15 protein-coding genes are annotated in these 22,403 nt (G+C 36.1%); 14 read left to right on the top strand and 1 reads right to left on the bottom strand.

Translation table 11 applies throughout. From position 1 onward, the window contains the following. Positions 1-102: 102 nt before the first annotated feature. Positions 103-1,758 carry a sulfatase gene (locus HGP29_RS19635; RefSeq protein ID WP_168884130.1) on the bottom strand — a complete coding sequence of 552 codons (1,656 nt, stop codon included), beginning with the start codon at positions 1,756-1,758 and terminating at the stop codon, positions 103-105. Positions 1,759-2,416: 658 nt separating this feature from the next. On the opposite strand from HGP29_RS19635, the gene HGP29_RS19640 reads away from it, so the two are divergent. The 14 genes from HGP29_RS19640 to HGP29_RS19705 all read left to right on the top strand — a co-directional run bounded on the left by HGP29_RS19640 (position 2,417) and on the right by HGP29_RS19705 (position 22,327). After that, positions 2,417-4,444: a glycoside hydrolase family 127 protein gene (locus HGP29_RS19640; protein ID WP_168884131.1), complete on the top strand. Its 2,028-nt coding sequence runs from the start codon at positions 2,417-2,419 to the stop codon at positions 4,442-4,444. A 126-nt stretch (positions 4,445-4,570) separates the two neighbouring features. Further along, entirely contained in the window at positions 4,571-7,828 is a 3,258-nt protein-coding gene (locus tag HGP29_RS19645; protein WP_168884132.1) for a glycoside hydrolase family 2 TIM barrel-domain containing protein, read from the top strand. Between the two features lie 24 nt (positions 7,829-7,852). Beyond that, positions 7,853-9,274, top strand: coding sequence for a sulfatase (locus HGP29_RS19650; RefSeq protein ID WP_168884133.1), 1,422 nt, complete (start codon positions 7,853-7,855; stop codon positions 9,272-9,274). Positions 9,275-9,304: 30 nt separating this feature from the next. Then, positions 9,305-10,357 carry an L-rhamnose/proton symporter RhaT gene (locus tag HGP29_RS19655; protein ID WP_168884134.1) on the top strand — a complete coding sequence of 351 codons (1,053 nt, stop codon included), beginning with the start codon at positions 9,305-9,307 and terminating at the stop codon, positions 10,355-10,357. Positions 10,358-10,368: 11 nt separating this feature from the next. Further along, positions 10,369-11,529 (top strand): mandelate racemase/muconate lactonizing enzyme family protein, encoded by a 1,161-nt coding sequence (locus HGP29_RS19660; protein WP_168884135.1) that lies wholly within the window; start codon positions 10,369-10,371, stop codon positions 11,527-11,529. After that, positions 11,486-12,949, top strand: a complete 1,464-nt coding sequence (locus HGP29_RS19665; protein WP_168884136.1) for an aldehyde dehydrogenase family protein — start codon at positions 11,486-11,488, stop codon at positions 12,947-12,949. Before HGP29_RS19660 ends, HGP29_RS19665 begins: the two co-directional genes overlap by 44 nt. 4 nt (positions 12,950-12,953) lie before the next feature. Next, positions 12,954-13,937, top strand: a complete 984-nt coding sequence (locus tag HGP29_RS19670) for a 2-dehydro-3-deoxygalactonokinase (protein ID WP_168884137.1) — start codon at positions 12,954-12,956, stop codon at positions 13,935-13,937. Further along, on the top strand, positions 13,930-14,580 hold the full coding sequence (locus HGP29_RS19675; protein ID WP_168884138.1) for a bifunctional 4-hydroxy-2-oxoglutarate aldolase/2-dehydro-3-deoxy-phosphogluconate aldolase: 651 nt from the start codon (positions 13,930-13,932) through the stop codon (positions 14,578-14,580). Before HGP29_RS19670 ends, HGP29_RS19675 begins: the two co-directional genes overlap by 8 nt. A gap of 40 nt (positions 14,581-14,620) precedes the next feature. Then, complete coding sequence (locus HGP29_RS19680) at positions 14,621-16,294, top strand: sulfatase (protein ID WP_168884139.1); 1,674 nt, start codon at positions 14,621-14,623, stop codon at positions 16,292-16,294. A 137-nt stretch (positions 16,295-16,431) separates the two neighbouring features. Beyond that, the gene (locus tag HGP29_RS19685; protein ID WP_168884140.1) at positions 16,432-17,880 is read left to right on the top strand and encodes a hypothetical protein; all 1,449 of its coding nucleotides are present in this window, start codon (positions 16,432-16,434) and stop codon (positions 17,878-17,880) included. A gap of 124 nt (positions 17,881-18,004) precedes the next feature. After that, on the top strand, positions 18,005-18,562 hold the full coding sequence (locus HGP29_RS19690; protein WP_168884141.1) for an SRPBCC family protein: 558 nt from the start codon (positions 18,005-18,007) through the stop codon (positions 18,560-18,562). 134 nt (positions 18,563-18,696) lie between these two features. Beyond that, entirely contained in the window at positions 18,697-20,628 is a 1,932-nt protein-coding gene (locus HGP29_RS19695) for an FAD-dependent oxidoreductase (RefSeq protein WP_168884142.1), read from the top strand. A gap of 25 nt (positions 20,629-20,653) precedes the next feature. Continuing rightward, on the top strand, positions 20,654-21,733 hold the full coding sequence (locus tag HGP29_RS19700; RefSeq protein WP_168884143.1) for a hypothetical protein: 1,080 nt from the start codon (positions 20,654-20,656) through the stop codon (positions 21,731-21,733). Between the two features lie 201 nt (positions 21,734-21,934). Then, the gene (locus HGP29_RS19705) at positions 21,935-22,327 is read left to right on the top strand and encodes a hypothetical protein (RefSeq protein ID WP_168884144.1); all 393 of its coding nucleotides are present in this window, start codon (positions 21,935-21,937) and stop codon (positions 22,325-22,327) included. Positions 22,328-22,403: the final 76 nt, after the last annotated feature.

Here is a 22,403-nt window from a genome sequence, read left to right on the forward strand (position 1 = left end):
ACTTAATTAGAGTTTAAGATTAGTTGATGGAAAAAATCACAGATGAAGAACACCTGTGATTTCGAAAAAAAATTATTACTACTTGGAATATTTTATTGTTAGTTATTGTGTTAAAACAGCTTGATTTCCTTTCCAACCCAATTCCATTTGTGCCATGAGTTTGGCCACTAATCCTGGAGATGTTGAAGCGATATTTTTAGTTTCATGAGGATCATTTTTATGATCATATAATTCGATAAACAACGGAGCTTCATTAGGTGCTTTTCTATTTTTCCATACCACCAATCTAAAGTCCTTGTTTCTCATTGCATATCCCATGATGTCATTTTCGAATAATTCTCGATCCCATTTCTCCTTCATTTGTTCTCTGATATTGTCTTCTACTTCTTCAATAAGAGGACCGAAATATGTTTCTCTCATACCTTTTGATAACGGGTTTGCAGCCCATTCTCTTAATGCCGGAGTAGGGTACTGGCTAAATACTGCAGATTTCCATGTTTGATTAGGCTCTTCTAGCAGAGGAGCAAAAGATTGTCCTTCAAGATGCGAAGGTTTCTCAATACCTGCTAAATCACAAAGAGTAGGGAACATATCAACCAATTCTACTAAAGCATTAGATTGTACACCTCTGCTTTGTTTGGCCTGATCAGGTGTCCATACGATCAAAGGAACTCTAGTCGCAATTTCGTAGTTCGTTGCCTTACCCCAAATACCCATCTCACCTAAATGATATCCATGGTCAGACCATACCATAATGATTGTGTTTTCTAGAAGTCCTTCTTTCTTCAAAGCATGAATGACTTTCCCGATTTGGGCATCAACATAACTAGAAGTTGCTAAATAAGAATGGATAAGATCAGTAGCCAAACGATCATCAATTTTTCCTTTGTTTGGAATATTTGCTCTAGTTCTTAATTCAAAAGAAGCATGTAATCCCATTGCTGCTCCGTTTTCAGGAGCTGAAGTTTGAGTACTTAATTGTATCTCTTCTCTGTCATATAGATCCCAGTATTTTTTTGGTGCAATAAAGTTTAAGTGAGGGGATATAAACCCTAACCCCATGAAGAAGGGTTTATCTGGGTTTTCAGCAACCATTGCTTTAATATTTGCAATAGCTAGGTCTGCGTTCATCCCATCGATATATGTATTGTCCGGTACATCTGCACATTCAAAAGCAGGTCCCATACCCAAACCATATTTTGCTTCTTTACCATATTTTTCGATCATGGCAGCTTTATTCTTCTTAAAAGTTTCTTGATTTTCTTTTAAGACATATCCACCTACCAAGTTTTTACCAAACTTGTAACCTAACAGTTTTTTATTTGGTTGTTTTGACCAAGACTTCTCTTGATCCTTGTACTTACCATGATATACCTTACCACAGTTCATGGTTTCATAACCATTGGCTCTAAAGTGTTGAGGTAAAGTGATAATATCAGGATTTTCATCTCTAAAGTAAGTGTAGTTTTCAATCACATTAATTGTTTCAGGTCTTGCGCCTGTCATTAAACTTGCTCTTGAAGGACTACAAATGGCTTGTTGACAATAAGCATTATTAAACTGTAAACCCTGACTCGATAGTTCGTCTAAGTGAGGGGTAATAGCTATAGAAGAATCATAACAGCCAAGTTCTGGTCTTAGATCATCTATAGAGATAAACAACACATTTGGTTTTCTTTCTACTTCATTTTTCTTATTGATGGAAGAGCATGCCGAAAAAATGATAAGTAATAGTAAAAATTGGAAACTTTTTCTCATGTTATACTAGTAATAAAATTTTCATTTCATTTAGAAGTGCTATTGACGTACTCTTTTTTTAAGAGATTAGCCCATAGCATTGTGTTGTTGAATAAGCGAACATTACAAAAGTTTATTTGTGCTATAAAGATAATGAGATGTGTTGGTCTATGTTTTTTTGTCTATCAATGAGATGTTGTTTTACGTTAATACCTCAATTTTCTAATCAAAATAAGACATTTCAATTAAAAATGAGCCCTAACATTTTGCACTAAAATTCATCTTATTTCAAATGGAATTAGACTGAAATCATGTTGTTATAAGTATTTACGGAAAACAACATAGCTATCTCGGTAAATCTATTCTCCTTGTAATAGTTCCATTCCTATGTGTTAAAGGCGGTTTTTTACGTCTTTGCCATGTTGCTATAGATACCGATTTTTTTAAAATGTTGCTTTGTGTACAAATTGAAACATTTAATTAATTCAAAACAACTCACTCTGTTTAAAGAGCCTATAGATTTGTAACTGTTGATAGCGAACAAAGATTAATTCCATTTACTCGATGTCTTGATTATGCTTCATAAGAAATATTCAACGACAGATTATTTTTTATATGACTACATCGGTATTTCAAGAAGTAAAGCGAATTCTAGACATCATTTAAAAGTATAATTGAAATGAAGAAATTATTAGCAGTGGCATGTGCAGCAGTGATGTCACATTGGGCAGTAGCTCAAGAGAAAGGTATATTAGGACAGGAGGATTCTCCAAATGTTGCTTTAAAGAGTATTAATATTGGAGATTGTAAATGGACAGAAGGTTTCTGGGCAGATAAGTTTGATGTGGCAGAACACTCTATGGTTCCATATATGGGAGAGGTATTAACAGGTGATGTTGGGCATGCTTTAAATAACTTCAAGATTGCTGCAGGCATGAAAGAAGGAGAGCATAAAGGAATGCGCTGGCATGATGGTGATTTCTATAAATGGATGGAAGCAGCCATGTATGTATATGCTCAAAATGGAGATGAAAAAATCAAAGAAGAAATTGACGGGTATATTGATATCATCAGTAAGGCACAAGAGGAAGATGGGTATCTACAGACTTTTATTCAGTTAACAGATGATGTTGATCGATATGAAAACCGTAAGTACCATGAGATGTATAATTCAGGTCACTTATTAACATCTGCATGTATTCATTACAGAATTACTGGAGAAAGAAAGTTCTTAAATATTGCGATTAAACATGCTGATCTGCTATATACTATTTTTAGTCCAAGTACAAAACAGTATGGCCGCTTTGGTTTTAATCAAACTCAAATCATGGGATTGGTTGAGCTTTACAGAACAACGAAGGATAAACGTTATTTAGATTTAGCTGAAATCTTTATCAACAATAGAGGGAAATACAAAGTAGAAGATCATCCAACTACAGTAGGTTATCCTATTGGTGATATGGTACAGGAGAGAACTCCTTTAAGAGAATCTTCAGAAGCAGTAGGACATGCTGTATTAGCTTTATATTATTATGCAGGTGCAGCAGATGTTGCAGCAGAAACAGGAGAACAAGCGTTGGTAGATGCTTTGGATCGTCTTTGGGAGAATGTTACAGAACAAAAAATGTATGTAACAGGAGCTGTTGGACAAGCACACTACGGAGCTTCATCACATAGAGATAAAATTGAAGAAGGGTTTATCGGTGAGTACATGATGCCTAACATGACGGCCTATAATGAAACTTGTGCGAATGTTTGTAATTCCATGTTCTCTTATAGAATGTTAGGCTTACATGGAGAATCAAAATACGCTGATGTAATGGAATTAGTGTTATATAATTCTGCACTATCAGGTATTTCTATCGAAGGGAAAAATTACTTTTACTCGAATCCATTAAGAATGGTCAACGGTTCAAGAGATTATAAACTTCATAATACAGAAACTCCACATAGATTACCATATTTAGAGTGTTTCTGTTGCCCTCCAAACTTGGTGAGAACGATTGCTAAATCTTCTGCTTGGGCATATAGCTTATCAAAAAATGGTATTGCAGTAAACCTTTACGGAGGAAACCGTTTAGATACAAAATTAGAAGATGGGTCTACACTAATCCTGAATCAAGTAACAAATTACCCTTGGGAAGGCTCTGTAAATATTACAGTTGAAAAATGTAAGAAAGATGCTTTTGATATGATGTTACGTATTCCTGAATGGGCAGTAGGTACAACAGTTAAAGTGAATGGAGAAGCTGTGAAAGCTAAGGTGGAGAATGGTAAGTTTACGACGATCAATAGAAAATGGAGAAAAGGTGATATCATCTCTATTGATATGCCAATGGAGACGAAATTGGTAGAAGGCCACCCTAGAATTGAAGAAGCAAGAAACCAAGTAGCAGTGAAGAGAGGTCCAGTAGTGTATTGTATGGAAACACCTGACCTTCCTGAAGATGCTCAAATATTAGATGTATATATCCAAGGAAATACACCATTGGTAGCATCTTATAATAAAGATTTATTAGGAGGCATTACTACAGTAGAAACAACATTATTGATTAGAACAAATCAATCAGAAAGTAAGATGTATAATACTGTAGACAAGCCAGAATTTAAACAGTATAAAACGAAATTAGTCCCTTACTATTCATGGAGTAATAGAGGTGACGCTGAAATGACGGTATTTATGCCGGTTGTGTGGAGCGACTTATAGAAGTGGACATCTAAAAAGCTGTCACTGTTTTCAATGTAATTTTATATTGATCATTTAGTGACAGTTTTTTTATACCCTTTGGCTTCACAATGACAATTATTTTTTGATAGAAATGAGTAATGAACAATGAAAAAACTTCACTATTTTCCAATAAGTTTTCTTCTTCTGTTATCACAGTTGGTATGGGCTCAGATCAATGACTGGGAAAACGAAATGATGTTTGAAGAAAACAAACTATCCTCTAGAGTACCTACTTATTCTTATGCATCAACATCGTTGGCATTGGAAGATGACCGATCAAAAAGTAGAGTGCTATTTTTAAATGGACAATGGAAATTCAACTTTGTCGAAAAAGAAGAAGATAGACCCTTAGACTTTTTTAAAACTAACTATAAAGCTAAAGACTGGGCAGACATTAAAGTGCCATCTAATTGGGAATTAGAAGGGTATGGTCAGCCTATTTATACCAATATCGTCTATCCTTTTACACCTAATATTGTTGAATTGGCAAAAAAATCGATCAAGCAATCAACATATTTGGGACCACAGCCACCAAAGCCTCCTTACATTTATAGAGACAATCCGGTGGGTAGTTATATTAAAGAATTTACGGTTCCAGAAGATTGGAAAGAGCAGTCTGTAATACTTCATTTTGGTGGGGTATCTTCAGCTTTTTATGTATGGGTAAACGGTAAAAAAGTAGGATATAGTCAAGGTAGCCGTTTGGCTGCAGAGTTTGATATTACAGAGTACTTACAATCAGGAAAAAATAAGCTTGCTGTACAAGTATTTAGATGGTCAGACGGTAGTTATTTGGAAGATCAAGATATGTGGCGTTTGTCAGGTATTCATAGAGAAGTGATGCTATTGGCACAACCTAAGGTTTCACTTAATGACTTTCATGTACGAACAAAGTTTGATGCTCAATTGCAAGATGCAACTCTTTCTATCCGCCCAAGAGTTTGGGTGAAATCTATAGATACAGAGTTAAAAAAATGGACGGTTTCTGCACAGCTATATGATGAAAATAAAAATCCTGTATTAGAAGATAAGTTATCGTTATCTGTCGATGAAATTTATAATGAAAGATGGCCACAAAGGGACGTCAATAAGTTTGGGATGATGGAAACGAAGATCCGTTTACCCAAAAAATGGTCGGCGGAGCAACCCAATCTTTACCAATTGGTCTTCGAAGTAACCAACCCAAATGGTGAGGTAGTGGAGGCAAGAACACAAAAGATAGGGTTTAGACAGATCGAATTCGGGAAAAACAATGAGTTGTTGATTAATGGAGAGGAGGTCAAAATTATGGGTGTTAACCGTCATGATCATCACCCCACCAGAGGCAAGGCATTAACAAGAGAAGATATCAAGAAAGATGTAGAGCTGGTGAAACAGTTCAACTTTAATGCGATAAGAACATCACACTATCCTAACGATCCGTATTTCTATCAGCTTTGTAATGAGTATGGAATTTATGTAATGGATGAAGCCAATGTAGAAGCACATGCACTAGGTTCATATATTCCTCAAAACCCACGTTGGCCTGCAGCAATTATAAGTAGAGTGATTCGTATGGTGGAGAGAGATAAAAATCATCCTTGCGTAATCTCTTGGTCATTGGGTAATGAAGCAGGAACAGGTCCTGCGTTTGCAGCTGCCTCAGCATGGGTAAAAGACTATGATCCTACAAGGTTTATACATTATGAAGGTGCCCAAGGAGATCCAACGCACCCAAATTACCAAGAAGATAAAAAGGCTATCAAAGCGATTAATAGAGCTCCATTTATGGCAAATCCAAGGGATCCATCATATGTGGATGTGATCAGTAGAATGTATGCGAGAATAGATCAAATTGAAAATTTAGCGACTTCTCCCTATATCAATAGACCGATGATTTTATGTGAATATGTACATGGAATGGGTAATTCGTTAGGTACAATTGGAGACTATTGGGATGCGATCAGATCTCATAAAAACCTTATAGGTGGTTTTATCTGGGATATGGTGGATCAAGGATTAGTAAAAACAAATGAGAATGGAGAGCAATTTTATGCATACGGAGGTGACTTTGGTGATTTACCAAACGATACTAATTTCTGTATCAATGGTGTTTTCTCACCAGATAAAAAGCCTAATCCACATGCATGGGAGGTGAAATATGTATTCCAGCCGGTAGTTTTTGAAAAGGTGGTAGGGAAAGAAACAGCTGTTCATATTATCAACCGTTTCGACTTTACTAACTTAAATCAGTACAATTTAAATTGGGAATTACAGGAAGAAGGAATAACGGTTAAATCAGGGACATTTGGGAATATTGATTTAGCTCCCAAACAATCACTTCAGCTAGAGGTACCCGTTAGGGAAAATCAATTAAAACCCAATAAAGAATATTGGTTGAGATTAACATTGAACGAAAAACAAGATCGTTTGTGGTGTAAGAAAGGATATGAAGTAGCCTATGAACATCTACAAATTCAATCAGTAAATAAAAAAGAATACGTTTCTTCTTCTAAGTCATCGATTCAACTGGATAAAAGTTCGGAGCAATTCCTTTTTGAAGGTAAAGGTTTTGCCATTCGATTTGAAAAAACAACGGGTGCCTTGGTTTCTTATGTAAAAGATGGAGAGGAGCTAATGGCTTCACCCATGAAGCCAAACTTCTGGAGGCCACTTACAGATAATGATAGAAGATTCAGAAAATTCCAATATAAAATGAAAGTTTGGAAGGAAGCTTCTGAAAAACTTATTACTGATAAAGTGGAAATAACGAAAACTTCTGAAGAACAGTACAAGTTGAAGGTCGCTCAACATTATGGAGATAAAATTAATGTAACAACACTATATACAATTCACAGTGATGGAACAGTGGGCGTAGCATTGAACTTAGATGCTGATAAGTCACTGCCTGAATTACCAAAATTTGGAATGACCATGGCTGTTTCTAAGAAATTAACTCAATCTAGCTATTATGGAAATGGTCCTTGGGAAAGTTATGCAGATAGAAAAAGAGCAGTAAAAATAGGCCGCTATGAACAACCTACAGACAGCCTTTTTTACAACTATGTAATGCCTCAAGAAAATGGGAACCATACCGATGTGAGATGGTTGAAATTAACTTCCAAAAATTCGAAGAAAGGCCTAGAAGTTACAGGAGACTTTAATTTTTCAATATGGCCTTATACCATTGAAAATATTGACAATGCAAAACATCCTTTTGACCTAAAGAAACAAAACTTTTACACTTTGAACATAGATTTGTTTCAGGCCGGTGTAGGTGGAATGCAAGCAAAACCCCTTCCATATCAGCAACATCCGTCAGGTAAATATACTTTAGAGTTTATGTTTGGAGGTGTAAGTAAACACCATAGAATTAGCCAATAGTTTTTTCAACTGAAGTAAATAGAGATGAAAATTAAATTATCTATAGCGTTTATTTTAACTAGTTTTTTCTGTTTTGCTCAGCAAAAACAACCGAACATAGTGCTCTTGTTTGCAGACGATGCAGGCTATTCTGATTTTGGGTTTCGAGGTAGTGAGAGCTACGAAACTCCAAACTTGGATAAGCTAGCTAAGAAAGGAGTGATCTTCGACCAGATGTATGTCACTGCTTCTGTCTGTGGTCCATCAAGAGCGGGTTTACTTACTGGCAGGTACCAACAGAGATTTGGCTTTATCGAGAACAATGTTCCTGGGATTATGGACGATAATAGTAAGTTTCTCGGTGATGAAATGGGAGTGCCTATAGAAGAAAAAATGATTGGGGAATACCTACAGGAAAAAGGTTATACTACTGCAATTTTTGGTAAATGGCATTTAGGTGAAGCGGATAAATTTCATCCTACAAAAAATGGATTTGATGAGTTTGTAGGCTTCAGAGGAGGAGCAAGAAGCTTTTTTCCATATTCAGATAAACAAAAAGAAAACCCACATGCAAAAGGTGTGGGGAAAGGTAGATGGTTGGAAAGAGGTTTTGAAAACTTTCAGGAACATAAAGGCTATTTAACCAACGTTCTCGCAGATGAAACTTGCAACTTCATAGAACGCCACAAGTCTCAACCATTTTTCGCAATGGTATCTTTCAACGCGGTTCACCTTCCCTTACAAATTGATCCACAGGACAAAGATGCATTTCCAGAATTAGAAGGTGTGAGAAGAAAGAATGCTCAAATGACATTGTCTTTGGATAGAGCTTGTGGCCAGATCTACGACAAGCTGGTCGAGTTAGGTTTAGAAGAGAATACAATTATTGTTTTTGCCAATGATAATGGTGGACCATCTGATAAGAATATGTCTTGTAACTATCCTTTTGCAGGAGTAAAAGGTACACAGTTAGAAGGCGGAATTCGAGTACCTTGCTTTATTGTTTGGCCAAATCATATCAAAGAAAAATCACGATACGACCAACCAGTAATGACTTTTGATCTGATGCCTACATTCTATGCAGCAGCAGGTGGAGATGTCTCTGATATCGAAAAAACAGACGGAGTGGATTTAATTCCTTTCCTAATGAATCAAAACAAAAATAATCCCCATGAAAACCTTTTCTGGAAATGGGAAACAAGAGGTGTGGTTAGAAGTGGTGATTGGAAATTAATGCGTTTTCCTGATCGCCCTGCCATGTTGTTTAATCTCAAAAAAGATCCGGGGGAACAAAATGATTTAGCAGCAAAGCATCCCGAAAAAGTACAAAAAATGTTCAAGGAGCTTTTTGCATGGGAAATGGAATTGAGAAGACCCATGTTTATGCTTAGAACAGCAGAAGAACAATGGTCAGCCAATCGTTTCGATCAGTTTAGAAAGCCTCCAACAAAGGATTATTTAAAATAGAAAACAAACGTTCTCAAAATTATAGATGAAATGGATATACTAGCAATATTATTGATTTTATGTGCCAGCTTTTTTCAAGGCACTTTTGGATTAGGAATGAAACATATCGCTCCATTAAAATGGGAAAATTGGTGGATAGTTCATGCAACGATTGCAATGGTTCTATTCCCTGTGATGTGGTCTATTATAGCTGTACCAGATACATTTGGAATTATCATGGAAGCGGATTCTTCTGTGATTTTTATGGCCATGCTCTTTGGTTTCCTTTGGGGTATTGGAGGTATTTTATTTGGTGTGAGTGTTGAATACACAGGCGTCAGTATTACCTATGGCATTGTAATGGGATTGGCAGCATCTGTGGGTTCGTTAATCCCTTTAGCTCAGATGGAAACATTGCCTGAAAATGCCAATATAGTATTAGGCGGTGTAGGTTTATTGTTAGTTGGAGTAGCAATTACTGCTGTAGCAGGAGTGAAAAGAGATCAAGATACTTCAACAGACATCGAAGAAGAATTTGAGGAAGATGGAGACGTACTGGTTGCTCCATCAAAAACAGAGGCGACAGCTAAGAAGTCGATCAAGACAGGAGTAGCTATTGCTGTAGCATGTGGTGTACTGTCAGCTTTATTAAATGTTGGTTTTTCTAATGCTTCACCTATTGTTGAATTAGCAGTAACGAAATACAATACCAATCCAACAGACGCAAGTTTAGTAGCATGGGTGGTAGTTCTTTTTGGTGCATACATTATGAATGCAGGCTATGCTTTATTCAAAATGGCACAAAACAATTCATGGACTGATTTCAAGGTAGAAGGAAGTAATAAAGCTTATATGTGGTCTGCCTTAGCAGGTATTTTCTGGTTTGCAGCATTAGGGGTATACGGACAAGGTGCTGCTCTTATGGGAGAACTTGGTGCAGTTGTCGGTTGGCCAATGATGTTAGGTATATCACTGATTGTAAGTAACGTTTGGGGATACCGTTCAGGAGAATGGAAAGGTGCTTCTGGACCTTTCAAAATATTGTTAGGTGGCTTGGTAGTCTTGATCGCTGCTACTTGTTTATTAGGGTACTCAAACATATAAAAACGACTATTATGAAGATTAAAAATATAGTTCCTTATGTGTTGTCACAAGATTTGGAACAACCCTTTTACTTTTCTCAATGGGATTATAAATCGAGAAAAATCTGTCTTGTAAAGATCATTCTTGAAGATGGTACTTATGGTTGGGGAGAAGGATATGGCCCTGCTGATATGATTGAGACAGGAATCAATTTCTTAAAACCATTTGTCATTGGACAAAATGTGCTAGAAAATGAAAAGATCTGGCAGATGATGTATTTAAGAACTTTAGATTTTGGACGTAGTGGTATTTTCAATGCTGCCATTAGTGCAATTGATGTAGCTCTATGGGATTGTAAAGGTAAAGTTTTGAATCAGCCTGTTTCTGTATTGTTAGGAGGGGTAAAAAATGAAGTCATTCATCCTTATGCTACAGGTTTCTATTTCACAGATTCTCCAACATTAGATGAGGATTTAAGAGCAGAAGCCAAGTACTACAGAGAGCAAGGTTTTAAGGCTGCAAAGATGAAAGTAGGCTTAGGGATAGAAAAAGATGTTTACTACGTCAATTTATTAAAAGAAGCCCTAGGTGAGGATGTAAAGTTGATGATTGATTCTAACCATGCTTACAATTACAGAGAAGCATTGGAGCTTTGCAAACGTATTGAACATCTGAATATCGGATGGTTTGAAGAACCAGTACATCCTGAAGATTTTAAAGGATATGCAAAACTGAGAGAGAATACCAACATACCTATTGCAGGTGGGGAATGTGAATATTTGAAGTTTGGTTTTCAGCGTCTTTTTGAGAATGATTCTGTTGACATTGCCCAGCCAGATATTTGTGCTACAGGTGGCCTGACAGAAGCCAAGCGTATAGCCACATTAGCAGCTGCACATCATAAGGATATAGTACCACATTCTTGGGGTACATGGATTGCCATTAGTGCAGCCATTCACTTTGTATCTAATCTGGATCAGAACCCAGGTAGAATGTTTAGAAACGCTCCAATGATTGAATTGGATCGTACAGAAAATCCATTACGAGACGATGTAGTAACACATCAAATTAAAGTCGAAAATGGTGAAATTAAGGTCCCTCAGTTACCGGGCCTAGGTATTGATGTAAACCAAAATTATTTAGAGAAATATGCAATCAACTATAGAAAAGAAACAGCTGAAGTTTGGTCATAAAAGACTTTACATTAATGGTGAACTTATCGAAGGGAAGACTGGCGAGGTAGCTGATGCTATTTCTCCTATAAATAATCAAGCAGTTGCCACTTTATCACAAGCGACTTTAGAAGATACGGAATATGCCTTAGAGTCTGCTCAGGCAGGTTTTAAAGTATGGTCTAAACTTCCCGTTGAGGAAAGAGTAGCTTGGATGATAAAATTACGTCAGCAACTATTAGACAATGCAGATAGATTAAGAACCGCTGTTTGCCATGAAATGGGAAAAACATGGGCGGCTTCTGAAGAAGATATTACAAGTATCACCGATGCATTAGCGTTTTATGCAAAGGCTATACAGGAAAAACAAAACTTCGAAATTGAAGATAGACAAGGTACACATACTCACCGTATGATTTACCAACCATTGGGAGTAGTCACGGCTTTCTTGGCTTGGAATTTCCCATTATTGAATCTTGGTTTCAAGTTAGGACCAGCGTTAGCAGCGGGATGTTCGATCATTATCAAGGCGTCTGAATCATCGTCTATTTCTGCTTCGATCATTGCAGAATTAGCTCATGAGATCAACTTCCCTAAAGGAGTAATCACAGTATTGCATGGTAACCGTAAAAATGTGGGCATTCCGTTATGTGAAAGTACGATTCCACAACTGATCACCATGATTGGTTCTACTTTTACAGCTCAGAAGCTAATTGAACAATCGGTAAAAACATCGATAAAAAGATATTCTATGGAATGTGGTGGAAATGCACCATTTATTCTTTTTAAAGATGGAAATATGCAAGATGCATTAGATATCACACAAGCCATAAAGTTTGGAGGTAATGCAGGGCAAGTTTGTGTAGCACCTAACCGTTTCTTTATTCAGAGTGATGTTTATGAGGATTTTAAGGATCAGTTGGTAAAAAGAGCACTTCAAACGAAAGTAGGATATTATGTAGAGGAAGAAGTGGACATGGGACCTGTAGCAAATAAAGCACAGTTAAAATCGGTGCAACAATTTGTAGAGAACTGTGTGAGAGACGGAGGTGAAATCCTTACAGGAGGCAAGACATTGGATAAAGAAGGTTGTTATTATGCTCCTACTGTAATTGAATTAAAAGACAGAAATGCAGAAATCCTTCAACATGAAGTGTTCGGTCCTGTATGTGTGATCATGAAATTCGATACAAAAGAAGAGGTAATGAAATTGGCCAATGATTCTACAGCAGGTTTAGCATCGTATATTTTTACTGAAAACGAAGAGCTGTTAGAAGAGTTTGCTATCAACCTAGAATTTGGAGAGGTACAACAAAATGGGGTGAAGTATGATATCAATTTACCTCACTTAGGAGTAAAAAATAGTGGTATTAGTATGGACTGTTCAGAATATGCACTGGACGATTATCTAATATTAAAACGTATTTCGAAAAAGATATAAAGTTATGATAAGTTTACCAAAGCAGTTTATCAGTTGTGATTGGGGAACATCTAATTTTAGACTCCGATTAATTGATACGAATACGCTTGATGTGGTCAAAGAACACAAGACAAGCAAAGGTGTAAAAGCCTTATATCAAGAATACGAATCGAACGCAAATACAAGTCAGTACAAGTACTTTTCTGATTACCTGACAGATCAATTGAATGAAATTGATGAGGCAGGAAATAGTAAAGTGGTCGTGGCTTCTGGAATGGCTTCTTCATCCATAGGATTACAGGAACTAGGCTATGCTCAAATGCCCATTGACGCTTATGGGAGCAATTTATTTAGCAAGTTACTGACCTTAAAAAAAGACCTTTCTTTATTATTAGTATCAGGCGTAAAAACCAATACAGATGTAATGAGAGGTGAAGAAGTACAGGCAGTAGGTTTAGCAGATTTTCTTCCAATAAAAAAAGAAGGAGTATTACTTCTGCCGGGTACACATAGTAAGCATATACAATATAAAAATGGTATTTACCATGGCTTGCAAACCTTTATGACAGGTGAGCTATTCGATCTAATTGCTAAGGAAAGTATTCTGAATATTTCGATGATAAAGGCCCCTTTTTCTGAAGAATATAAACCTGCTTTTGTAGAAGGAGTAAAGAAAGGAATGGAGGGAAATCTATCCAGTTCATTGTTCTCGATCAGAGCCAAGGATTTGATGCATAACAATTATTTCATGAGGAATAAAAACATCAAACCTGAGACGGTAAAGATCGAAAACTATTATTTCTTAAGTGGGTTGATGATCGGTGAAGAACTGACTTATCTGAAAAACTCTACGCAACACATTAGTGTAGCTGCTAATGGGGTATTAGGTGAACTGTATCGTATTGCTTTAGCTGAAGTGATGAATAGAGACATCAACTACCTTGAAGAAGATGTTTTAGAAAAGGCATTATTAATTGGTCAACGAAAAGTATTAAATACCTATGTATAGCACTTCATTTTCTCAAGAAAAGTTTCAACAAGCTCCAGTGGTAGGTATCCTAAGAGGTATCGATAAAGAGACATTGGATAGAATTATTCCGGTCTATATTAGGGCGGGTTTTTCTACCATAGAAATAACAATGAATACTGATGAAGCCACTTCGCTCATCCGTTATCTTTCACAAAGCTACCCAGATTTAAATGTTGGAGCAGGAACAGTCTGTTCGTTAGAAGATTTGGATAATGCCTTAAAAAGCGGGGCTCAATTTATTGTTACCCCAATTATTGATGAGACGATTATCAAGAAATGTAAGAAACAAAAAATTCCAGTATTTCCGGGTGCATTAACTCCATCAGAGATTTATAGAGCCTGGGAAGCGGGAGCCACTGCAGTAAAAGTCTTTCCATGTTCTCAATTTGGTATTCAATATATCAAAGATGTGATGGCACCATTGGATCAGATAAAGTTGCTTCCAACGGGAGGGGTAACAAAAGATAATATTACCAATTTCTTTAAAGTTGGAGTTGAAGGTGTTGGAATGGGAAGTTCATTATTTCCTAAAAAGTTGATGAACGAAGGACAAGAGGAAGCATTGGCTCTTCACCTAAAAGAAATCAAAACGGCTTACGAAGCGGCACTTCAGTTGGCATAAGTGTGTGATGTCAACAAAGAATGCCTAAAAAATTAATACTATGAAGCAGGTTATTTTAAAATGCTGTATTGTTTTATTTTCTCTCTCAATCTATTCATGTAGCCTAAAGAAAGTAGATAACAAAACAGATATCAAAAAGCCAAATATCTTATTTATCTCATTTGATGATTTAAGACCAGAAATGGGTACTTATGGTTCAGATGTAGCGATTACACCCAATATTGATAAGCTCGCTAAAAGAGGCTTACAATTTAATCAGGCGTATTGTCAGCAAGCCATTTGTAGTCCTTCAAGAGCAAGTTTAATGACTGGTGCTCGTCCTGAATCCATCAATGTAATTGAGAATTATACTTATTTCAGAGATGAAAATCCTGATATAATTACACTACCTCAACATTTTAAAGAAAATGGATATGAGACGGTGAACTGTGGAAAAGTATACCATGGTAAATTCTCTGATATGGAAAAGTCTTGGTCAATGCAACCAGATTACAAAGCATTACCTTATAAAGTAAATGCTTTAGTAGAGAAGTTTGTTGACCCTGATAATATCAGAACGTTCAAAGAAAATAAAGCGAAAATGGTGGCCAAGTATGGTAACCAACACGGCTTAGGAATGGGGCCAGCATTCGAATGTGTTGATGTACCAGATAATGCCTACATCGATGGTGTAAATACCGATATGGCTATCCATATTTTGAAAGAACACAAGGCCTCAAAATCTGACAAACCTTTGTTCTTGGGTGTCGGCTATATTGCGGCACATTTGGATTTCTTAGCCCCTAAGAAATATTGGGACATGTATGATAGAGACGACATTAAGTTGGCCAATCAATACAAAGGACCTGTAAATGGAGCACCTATGGGGTTACATGCTTCTTTTGAGTTAAGAGTTCGTTCCAATATTCCTAAATATGGAAAAATTCCTGATTCATTAGCACTGGATCTAAAACATGGTTATTTGGCTACTGCAAGTTATATCGATGCTCAAGTAGGGAAACTTCTTGCTGCTTTGGAGGAAGAGGATTTACTCGAAAATACTATCGTAATGCTTTGGTCAGATCATGGTTTTCATTTAGGAGAAATGGGAGTATGGTGTAAGGCCACCAATTATGATATTGCAACGAGAGTACCACTTATCATCTGGACTCCCGATCAATCAGAGAAAAGTAGAGGTGTAAAATCAGATGCTCTTGTAGAGTTGGTAGATATGTATCCTACTTTATGTGATCTAGCTGGTTTAGAAAAACCAAAACATTTAGAAGGGCAGTCATTTGCTCCTTTGTTAGATAATCCAGACTTAGATTGGAAATCAGCAGTATTTTCATCTTTCCCAACCCCTGCACTTAGAGAATGGGCGGCCAACCCTCTTTCTAAAGGAATGAGAGAAACGTATTTTGGTCCACTGATCAAAGATGTGGAAGCCAATATCAAAGAAGTAATGAAAGACAAGTGGAACCGTAAGTTATTTGAAAATGACTTGATGGGTTATGCCATGAAAACTCAACGTTACAAATTGGTATTATGGAAAGACCGCAAAAATAAAGATAAAGCACCGTTGTTTATAGAACTTTATGATCACCAAAAAGATCCTAAAGAGACTGTAAATGTAGCGGATCAAAATCCAGAATTGGTAAAAGAACTTATTCAACAATTTAATAAAGGGTGGAAGGGAAACCTTGCACCGATAAAAGCGGATAATTCATTAATATAATAGAGCATGTGTGACTTAAGCATCTGTGTATAAGAACTCTTCATTATATCACGGATGCTTATTTATAGTAAAGGGGCTATCTTTTTTAGATAGGTCCTTTTCATAGTTTTTAACAATCATTGCTAATTAAATAAATCATGAAAAAACAACTAGTACTGATCAGTTTATTACTATCATTCTTTTATTCTTCTGCACAGGAACTTGAGAAGATAAAAGATTACAAAGGATGGAAATGGGAAGACATTTACGTTCTGAGCAACGAATTTATAAGTGTTGCAGTCGTTCCTGAAGCTGGTGGCCGTGTTTTAGAATACAGTCTAGATCAAACCAATTCACTTTGGGTAAATCCTAAAGAATTTGGTAATAAATACTCGTCTTCTGATGAAGTAAAAAGCAATCAATGGAGAAATTTTGGAGGCTACCGTTTAGTACCTACTCCTGTAGAGAATTGTGCCTTGGGAGCTGATGGCAAAAGATCAAAAAGATGGCCCCCTCCAGTAGTAATTGGTGATGCACCTTATACGGTAACAAAAATAGAAGAGAAGAAGGGGCAAGCTGAGATTGATATTCAATCGGGAGTACAACATTTACCTGTACCCAAATGGATTCCGAAAGAGAAAACGTTTAGTGTACCAAAAGAACCAGAAGAGTCTATGCAATACTCAAGGTCTTTATCTATTGATCAGAACTCTAGTAAAGTATACTATCTCCATACGTTGAAAAATGTAGGAAAAACTACAATTGAGAGAGGAATTATGTTGAGTAGTCAACACCAATCTTGGTCAGATGTAAAAAAACAAGACGGCGAAAACTTTGTGGCTTACATTCCTTTTAGTCCAGAATTGCAATTACCTGATGGCAAGCAGTATCATATTAATGTAACACCAGAATTGCATTGGAGATTTGTTAACAGAAGAAGATTTCCACTAGATAAAAATAATCCGGAACATGTGGAGAAATTCTATAATATCGGAACCAATTGGACAGGTGAAGTGGCTCCAGGAATTTTTGAAATACATTTCGACTATAATATGATGGGTGGGTTTCATATCATTTCTTCTTCATCTTGGGTATGTTATGCTAACAAATTAGAGAACAAGGTTTTCGCCAAGTATTTTGAAAAATATGATCCTAAATTAAAATACGATCATGATGTAAATATTGCGATCTACAATAGTGGTTTAGAAACGGGTTACCTTGAGACAGAGGTTAAAACACCTATTTACACATTAAAGCGAGGAGAAGAATTTACCTTTAAAGAAACGCATGCAGCAGCTCAAGTATTAAGTTTGCCTGTTTTATCTTTAAACGAAACAGGGGTAGTGACCAGTAAACTAAAATACGATAGTAAAGAGCATATAGTGACCGCACAATATGGCACCTTTATTCAAGGAGAGTTACTCTTACAATGTTTTAATGACAAAAATAAATTGATTGAAGATATTCAACTTCATCAAGTGTCTCCTTTAAAAGGAATTGATTTGAATACTGTTGTACCTGAGCGTACATCTTTTGTCAAAATTATCGTAGTTGATAAAGACAAAAAAGAGCATGTATTGGATCAATTAGTATTTAACGAATTATAGCTTCAGAAAAAGGATTGGTCTGATTTTCCTAAAGATTAGACCAATCCTCCAAATTATTTGCTTAACGAACTTCCATCTTTGCTTTAGATCAAATTCAAGAACAATGTATTTTAATTCTAAGGCTATGAGATCTATTGCTCTTTTTATTCTACTTATGATGGGTATTAACATTGCAGATGCCCAAAATAAAGAAGCAAATGTTAACGTCAAGATATCAACCATTATCAATGCACCCGCAGATAAAGTGTGGGAAGTTTTAGGCCAACAGTTTGACGATATAGCTGATTGGACCACAGTAGTCAAGTCTTCAAAAGCAATAGAAAAAATCCCTACACATATTATTGCAGACCCTTCAGCACCCATTCCAGCAAGAGAAACTACTTCAGAGAATAAGGGTAAAACGATCACTTTAGTAGAAGTAATCACGGAATACTCTGATGAGAATAGATCATTGAAATTTTATGGAGATGGTCTTCCAGGCTTTATCGAATTTGCTTCAGATAAACAGTCAGTAATTGAGAAAGGACCTCACCAATGTGTAGTAGTATTTGAAGTAGAAGTGAGGTTGAAAAGTGTCTTTTCCATCTTTAAAGGAAAAGTCGAAAAAAGATTTGAGGAGAACTTTAAACGAGTTCAAAATGATTTAAAAATTTATGTCGAACGAGAGTTAGTAACCAAATAAGGGGTAATAAGTCTAAGGCTCAGCATTTTTTGCTGAGCTTTTTTATTGATCCAAAGAGACAATCTAATGATTGAAACAGACATCCCTTCTTTTTCACTTTTACATATTTGTTTGAATAACAAAGAAGTAATGAAATGAAAAGAAGAGATTTTTTTAAGAAGACAACATTAGCAACTGTAGCGACTGGAGTAGGGGTTTCCTCTGCTAGTGCAAAAGACAAAAATGGGAATATAAAAGAGCAAGCAAAACGAGGTAAAGACAATTGGTACCAGGTCGGTGAAGGCAAAAAAGGGGTACCTTCAAGACATAAAAAAGTATCTTATGAGGTCGTTGTTGTTGGTGCTGGTATTGCAGGAATCTGTGCGGCTGTCGCAGCAGCAAGAACAGGAGCAAAGACCGTTTTGATAAACGATAGACCTGTACTTGGAGGTAATGCTTCCTCCGAAATAAGAGTAACGGTGAATGGGGTTATGCACCTAAAGAACAAACATAAAATAGAAAGGGAAACAGGTATTGTAGAAGAGCTTCTCATCGAAAATTGGCATTATAATCCGCAAGAATCTTACCCTGTTTGGGATCATGTGGTGTATGACTTTGTGACAAGGGAAAAGAATCTAGATGTAATGCTTAATACGCAGGCATTAGATACCAGTACTAAAAACAACAAAATCTCAGATATCCTATGTTGGCAGTCAACCACTGAAACCTACTATACAATAGAAGGTAAGATGTTTTGTGATTGTTCGGGTGATGGTTTAATGGCAGCTCAATCAGGTGCAGAATACCGTACGGGAAGAGAGGGGAAATCTGAATTCAACGAATCATTTGCTCCGGATAATGCTGATGGATGGCAAATGGGGGCTTCCGTGATGATGATTACAAAAGATATGGGCCGTCCTGTAAAATATTTCCCTCCTAAGTTTATGATTCCTTACGAAGCCGATAAGATGAATAAGAGAAGAATCAAACATTTTAAAGAAGGCTATTGGTGGGTAGAACTAGGAAGTGATTATGATATCATCGCAGACTATGAAGAAAATCGTCATAAACTATTGGGCTATATGCATGGTGTTTGGGACCATGTGAAAAATTCAGGCAAATATCCCGGGTCTGAAAACATAGTATTAGATTGGGTGGGTTCATTCCCAGGTAGAAGAGAATCAAGACGCTTCATGGGAGACCATATTTTATCTCAAACTGAAATGCAAAACAATAAACAGTTTGAAGATGCGGTGGCTTACGGTGGTTGGTCTTTTGACGAACATTGCCCTGGTGGTATAGAAAACCCGAGTGAACCTCCATCGTATTTTCATGCAAGGTTCGATGAAGTATATCAAGTTCCTTTCCGCTCATTGTATTCAAAAAATATTGAGAATTTAATGTTTGCAGGGCGAAATGTTTCTGTAACGCATGTAGCACTTTCTTCTACAAGGATACAAGCAACTTGTGGTCTAATGGGACAAGCTATTGGTACAGCTGCAAAATTATGCATCGATAATAAATGGTCACCAAGAGATTTGGCAAATAAGGATATAGCATCACTTCAGGAACAACTTTTAAGAGACGATGTTTATATTCCGAAAAGGCCAGCAAATGATAAAAATAACTTAGCGAAACAAGCATCTAGCATTATTGCCTCTTCTACAAGGTCGGGTGATAGTCAATTATTAGTAAATGGTATTTCTAGAGATGTAGGCGATGTGGTGCACCATTGGGAATCTGAAGGAAAGAATGCTGAAGTTTTATTAGAATGGGAGAAGAGTGTCTCAATTTCTCAACTTGAACTAAAAGGAGATACCAATCTGAGAAGAAATATGATGATGCATAAAAATCCTGATAAAAACGCAAAACAGGTTACTGCAGTTCCTCCAGAATTATTAAAGGACTTTACAGTGGAAGTAAGAGTAAATGGGCAATGGAAAGAAGTCGCAAAAGTGGAGGACAATTTAACTCGTTTGGTAAAGTTATCGTTCGATGCTACAAACACTACTGGAGTAAAATTGAAATTAAAGGATACTTGGGGTGCGGACAATATCCGATTGTATGAAGTGCGTTTATATTCTTAACTTTAGCTAAAGCTATCCAACAAATATGATGATACCGAAATTATTACTTGTACTATCTTTTGTGATGTATTGTTTATTCCCTGTAAATCATGATAGTGGAAAGGTGCAATCATTTCAAAAAATGTTATCCCATCCTGGATTAAAGGATGAAGGACAACAATTGCTGAGTTTTGAGATTGACAAGGAAACTTTTCAGGTATCATCAAAAGTAGCTTCAGTGATGTGCTATACCAATCAGTGTAAAATAATTACAGTTACTTTGGTTTGGGATAGATATGGTAATTTCCTTAAGGTAGATATTCCCAAAGGGCAGTCTCTAGAAAAACATGTAGATGGCCAAACCTTAGCATTTACAGTCAAAGACTATAAGAGGCTGTCTAGAATATTAAAGAACGATATATCAAAACTTGGAGAATTGACCTATAATGACCTTCAGGTTGATGAAGAAGATCTCGATGGATATTCTGGAGCTACAAGAGCTTTTATAGGTGAGAAAGATGTCGTTAAAGGAGCAACTTTAACCTGTTTCACATTGTGGCATTGGGCAAATCACCCAGAGATTAAAGAAGAAATTAGAAGTCAGAATAGAAAGTTATTGACAGAAACTTCATCCAAAGAACTTTTAGCATCGGGAGAAAAGGACGCTCAGTTATTTGTACTAGAATCGTTGAAGTTAAGTGGAGAATGTATCGATGTATACTGGAATGATTACATTCAAAAAGCCAATGAATTGACAAACCACGAGATGCTTTTGTTGCTCCAACTTACTAATGACTCGCAAAGACAGGAATTACTTCAAAGGCTAACAAATGTGACATTGAGAACTACGGTTTTAAATTACATTTTCAGTGAAGATGATTACAATGAAAATTGGTTAGAAGGAATACACTTCAACAGTTATCAAGAAGTAAGTAAACTCACAGATTACCTTTCAAGAAATAAAATTGATACACCGAATACTACCTCATTTTTGGTTCCAAAACTAAATGCTGAAAATGTTCTTATAAGTAGAAGTATCTATTGGTATCTTAAGTCAGTTTCTCTTTCTAAACAAGATCAAAAAGTGCTAAAAAAATACGAGAAGAAGCATAAGAAGAACTTGTGATTTACTATTTATTCTATCTTAAATTTCATCAATTATTAGATGATTAAATTAAGATATTTCATTTCGTAATAAAAATTTCTTTTTTCGTATTAAGCCTGTCATTTTTTAGTGTTTATATTATGTCGTTGAATGATAGTAGTTTAGACAACTTTTATTCACGAACGTATTTTTTTGATTAAACACTATTTAAATTAGACTTAAATGAACCTTCAAACTTCTCAAAAGGTAATCTATCTATGGATCATTCTGATCATCACTATGATTCTCCACTCGAATTATCATGTAGGAGAAATCTTTTATGGTATTGACATTGTCCTTGAAAGTGCAACAGGAGTAGTGCCAACCAGTACTCACATCATTAGAAATGTGTTTTATCATTTACCAATAATTTATATTATGCTTTTATTGTTAAATGACTCTAAAGTGCTTAAGCTAACCTTATTCATTATTGCTGTTTTATATACATTATCACATGCTATGCACCTATTTCAAGATCTTTCTCCATTTGATGGATCTCAGACTCCACTATTAACGATAACGTTAATCGCGTCAGTTTATCTTTCTATTGAACATTATAAATATTGGAAAGAATAAGAGAATTAAATTTGAAATAATTTGTGAGAGAGATGCTCAAAGTATGCCTATTTTTATAGATATACTTTGAGCATTT

Origin of the sequence: Flammeovirga agarivorans, from assembly GCF_012641475.1 — a bacterium.
GTDB classification, from domain to species: domain Bacteria; phylum Bacteroidota; class Bacteroidia; order Cytophagales; family Flammeovirgaceae; genus Flammeovirga; species Flammeovirga agarivorans.

Bases quoted from the DNA above. Each gene is read 5' to 3' on its own strand.
- HGP29_RS19665 (WP_168884136.1), top strand. From the start codon at position 11,486: ATGCAATCAACTATAGAAAAGAAACAGCTGAAGTTTGGTCATAAAAGA.
- HGP29_RS19635 (WP_168884130.1), bottom strand. From the start codon at position 1,758: ATGAGAAAAAGTTTCCAATTTTTACTATTACTTATCATTTTTTCGGCA.
- HGP29_RS19685 (WP_168884140.1), top strand. From the start codon at position 16,432: ATGAAAAAACAACTAGTACTGATCAGTTTATTACTATCATTCTTTTAT.
- HGP29_RS19670 (WP_168884137.1), top strand. From the start codon at position 12,954: ATGATAAGTTTACCAAAGCAGTTTATCAGTTGTGATTGGGGAACATCT.
- HGP29_RS19655 (WP_168884134.1), top strand. From the start codon at position 9,305: ATGGATATACTAGCAATATTATTGATTTTATGTGCCAGCTTTTTTCAA.
- HGP29_RS19690 (WP_168884141.1), top strand. From the start codon at position 18,005: ATGAGATCTATTGCTCTTTTTATTCTACTTATGATGGGTATTAACATT.
- HGP29_RS19705 (WP_168884144.1), top strand. From the start codon at position 21,935: ATGAACCTTCAAACTTCTCAAAAGGTAATCTATCTATGGATCATTCTG.
- HGP29_RS19660 (WP_168884135.1), top strand. From the start codon at position 10,369: ATGAAGATTAAAAATATAGTTCCTTATGTGTTGTCACAAGATTTGGAA.
- HGP29_RS19640 (WP_168884131.1), top strand. From the start codon at position 2,417: ATGAAGAAATTATTAGCAGTGGCATGTGCAGCAGTGATGTCACATTGG.
- HGP29_RS19645 (WP_168884132.1), top strand. From the start codon at position 4,571: ATGAAAAAACTTCACTATTTTCCAATAAGTTTTCTTCTTCTGTTATCA.
- HGP29_RS19650 (WP_168884133.1), top strand. From the start codon at position 7,853: ATGAAAATTAAATTATCTATAGCGTTTATTTTAACTAGTTTTTTCTGT.
- HGP29_RS19700 (WP_168884143.1), top strand. From the start codon at position 20,654: ATGATGATACCGAAATTATTACTTGTACTATCTTTTGTGATGTATTGT.
- HGP29_RS19695 (WP_168884142.1), top strand. From the start codon at position 18,697: ATGAAAAGAAGAGATTTTTTTAAGAAGACAACATTAGCAACTGTAGCG.
- HGP29_RS19680 (WP_168884139.1), top strand. From the start codon at position 14,621: ATGAAGCAGGTTATTTTAAAATGCTGTATTGTTTTATTTTCTCTCTCA.
- HGP29_RS19675 (WP_168884138.1), top strand. From the start codon at position 13,930: ATGTATAGCACTTCATTTTCTCAAGAAAAGTTTCAACAAGCTCCAGTG.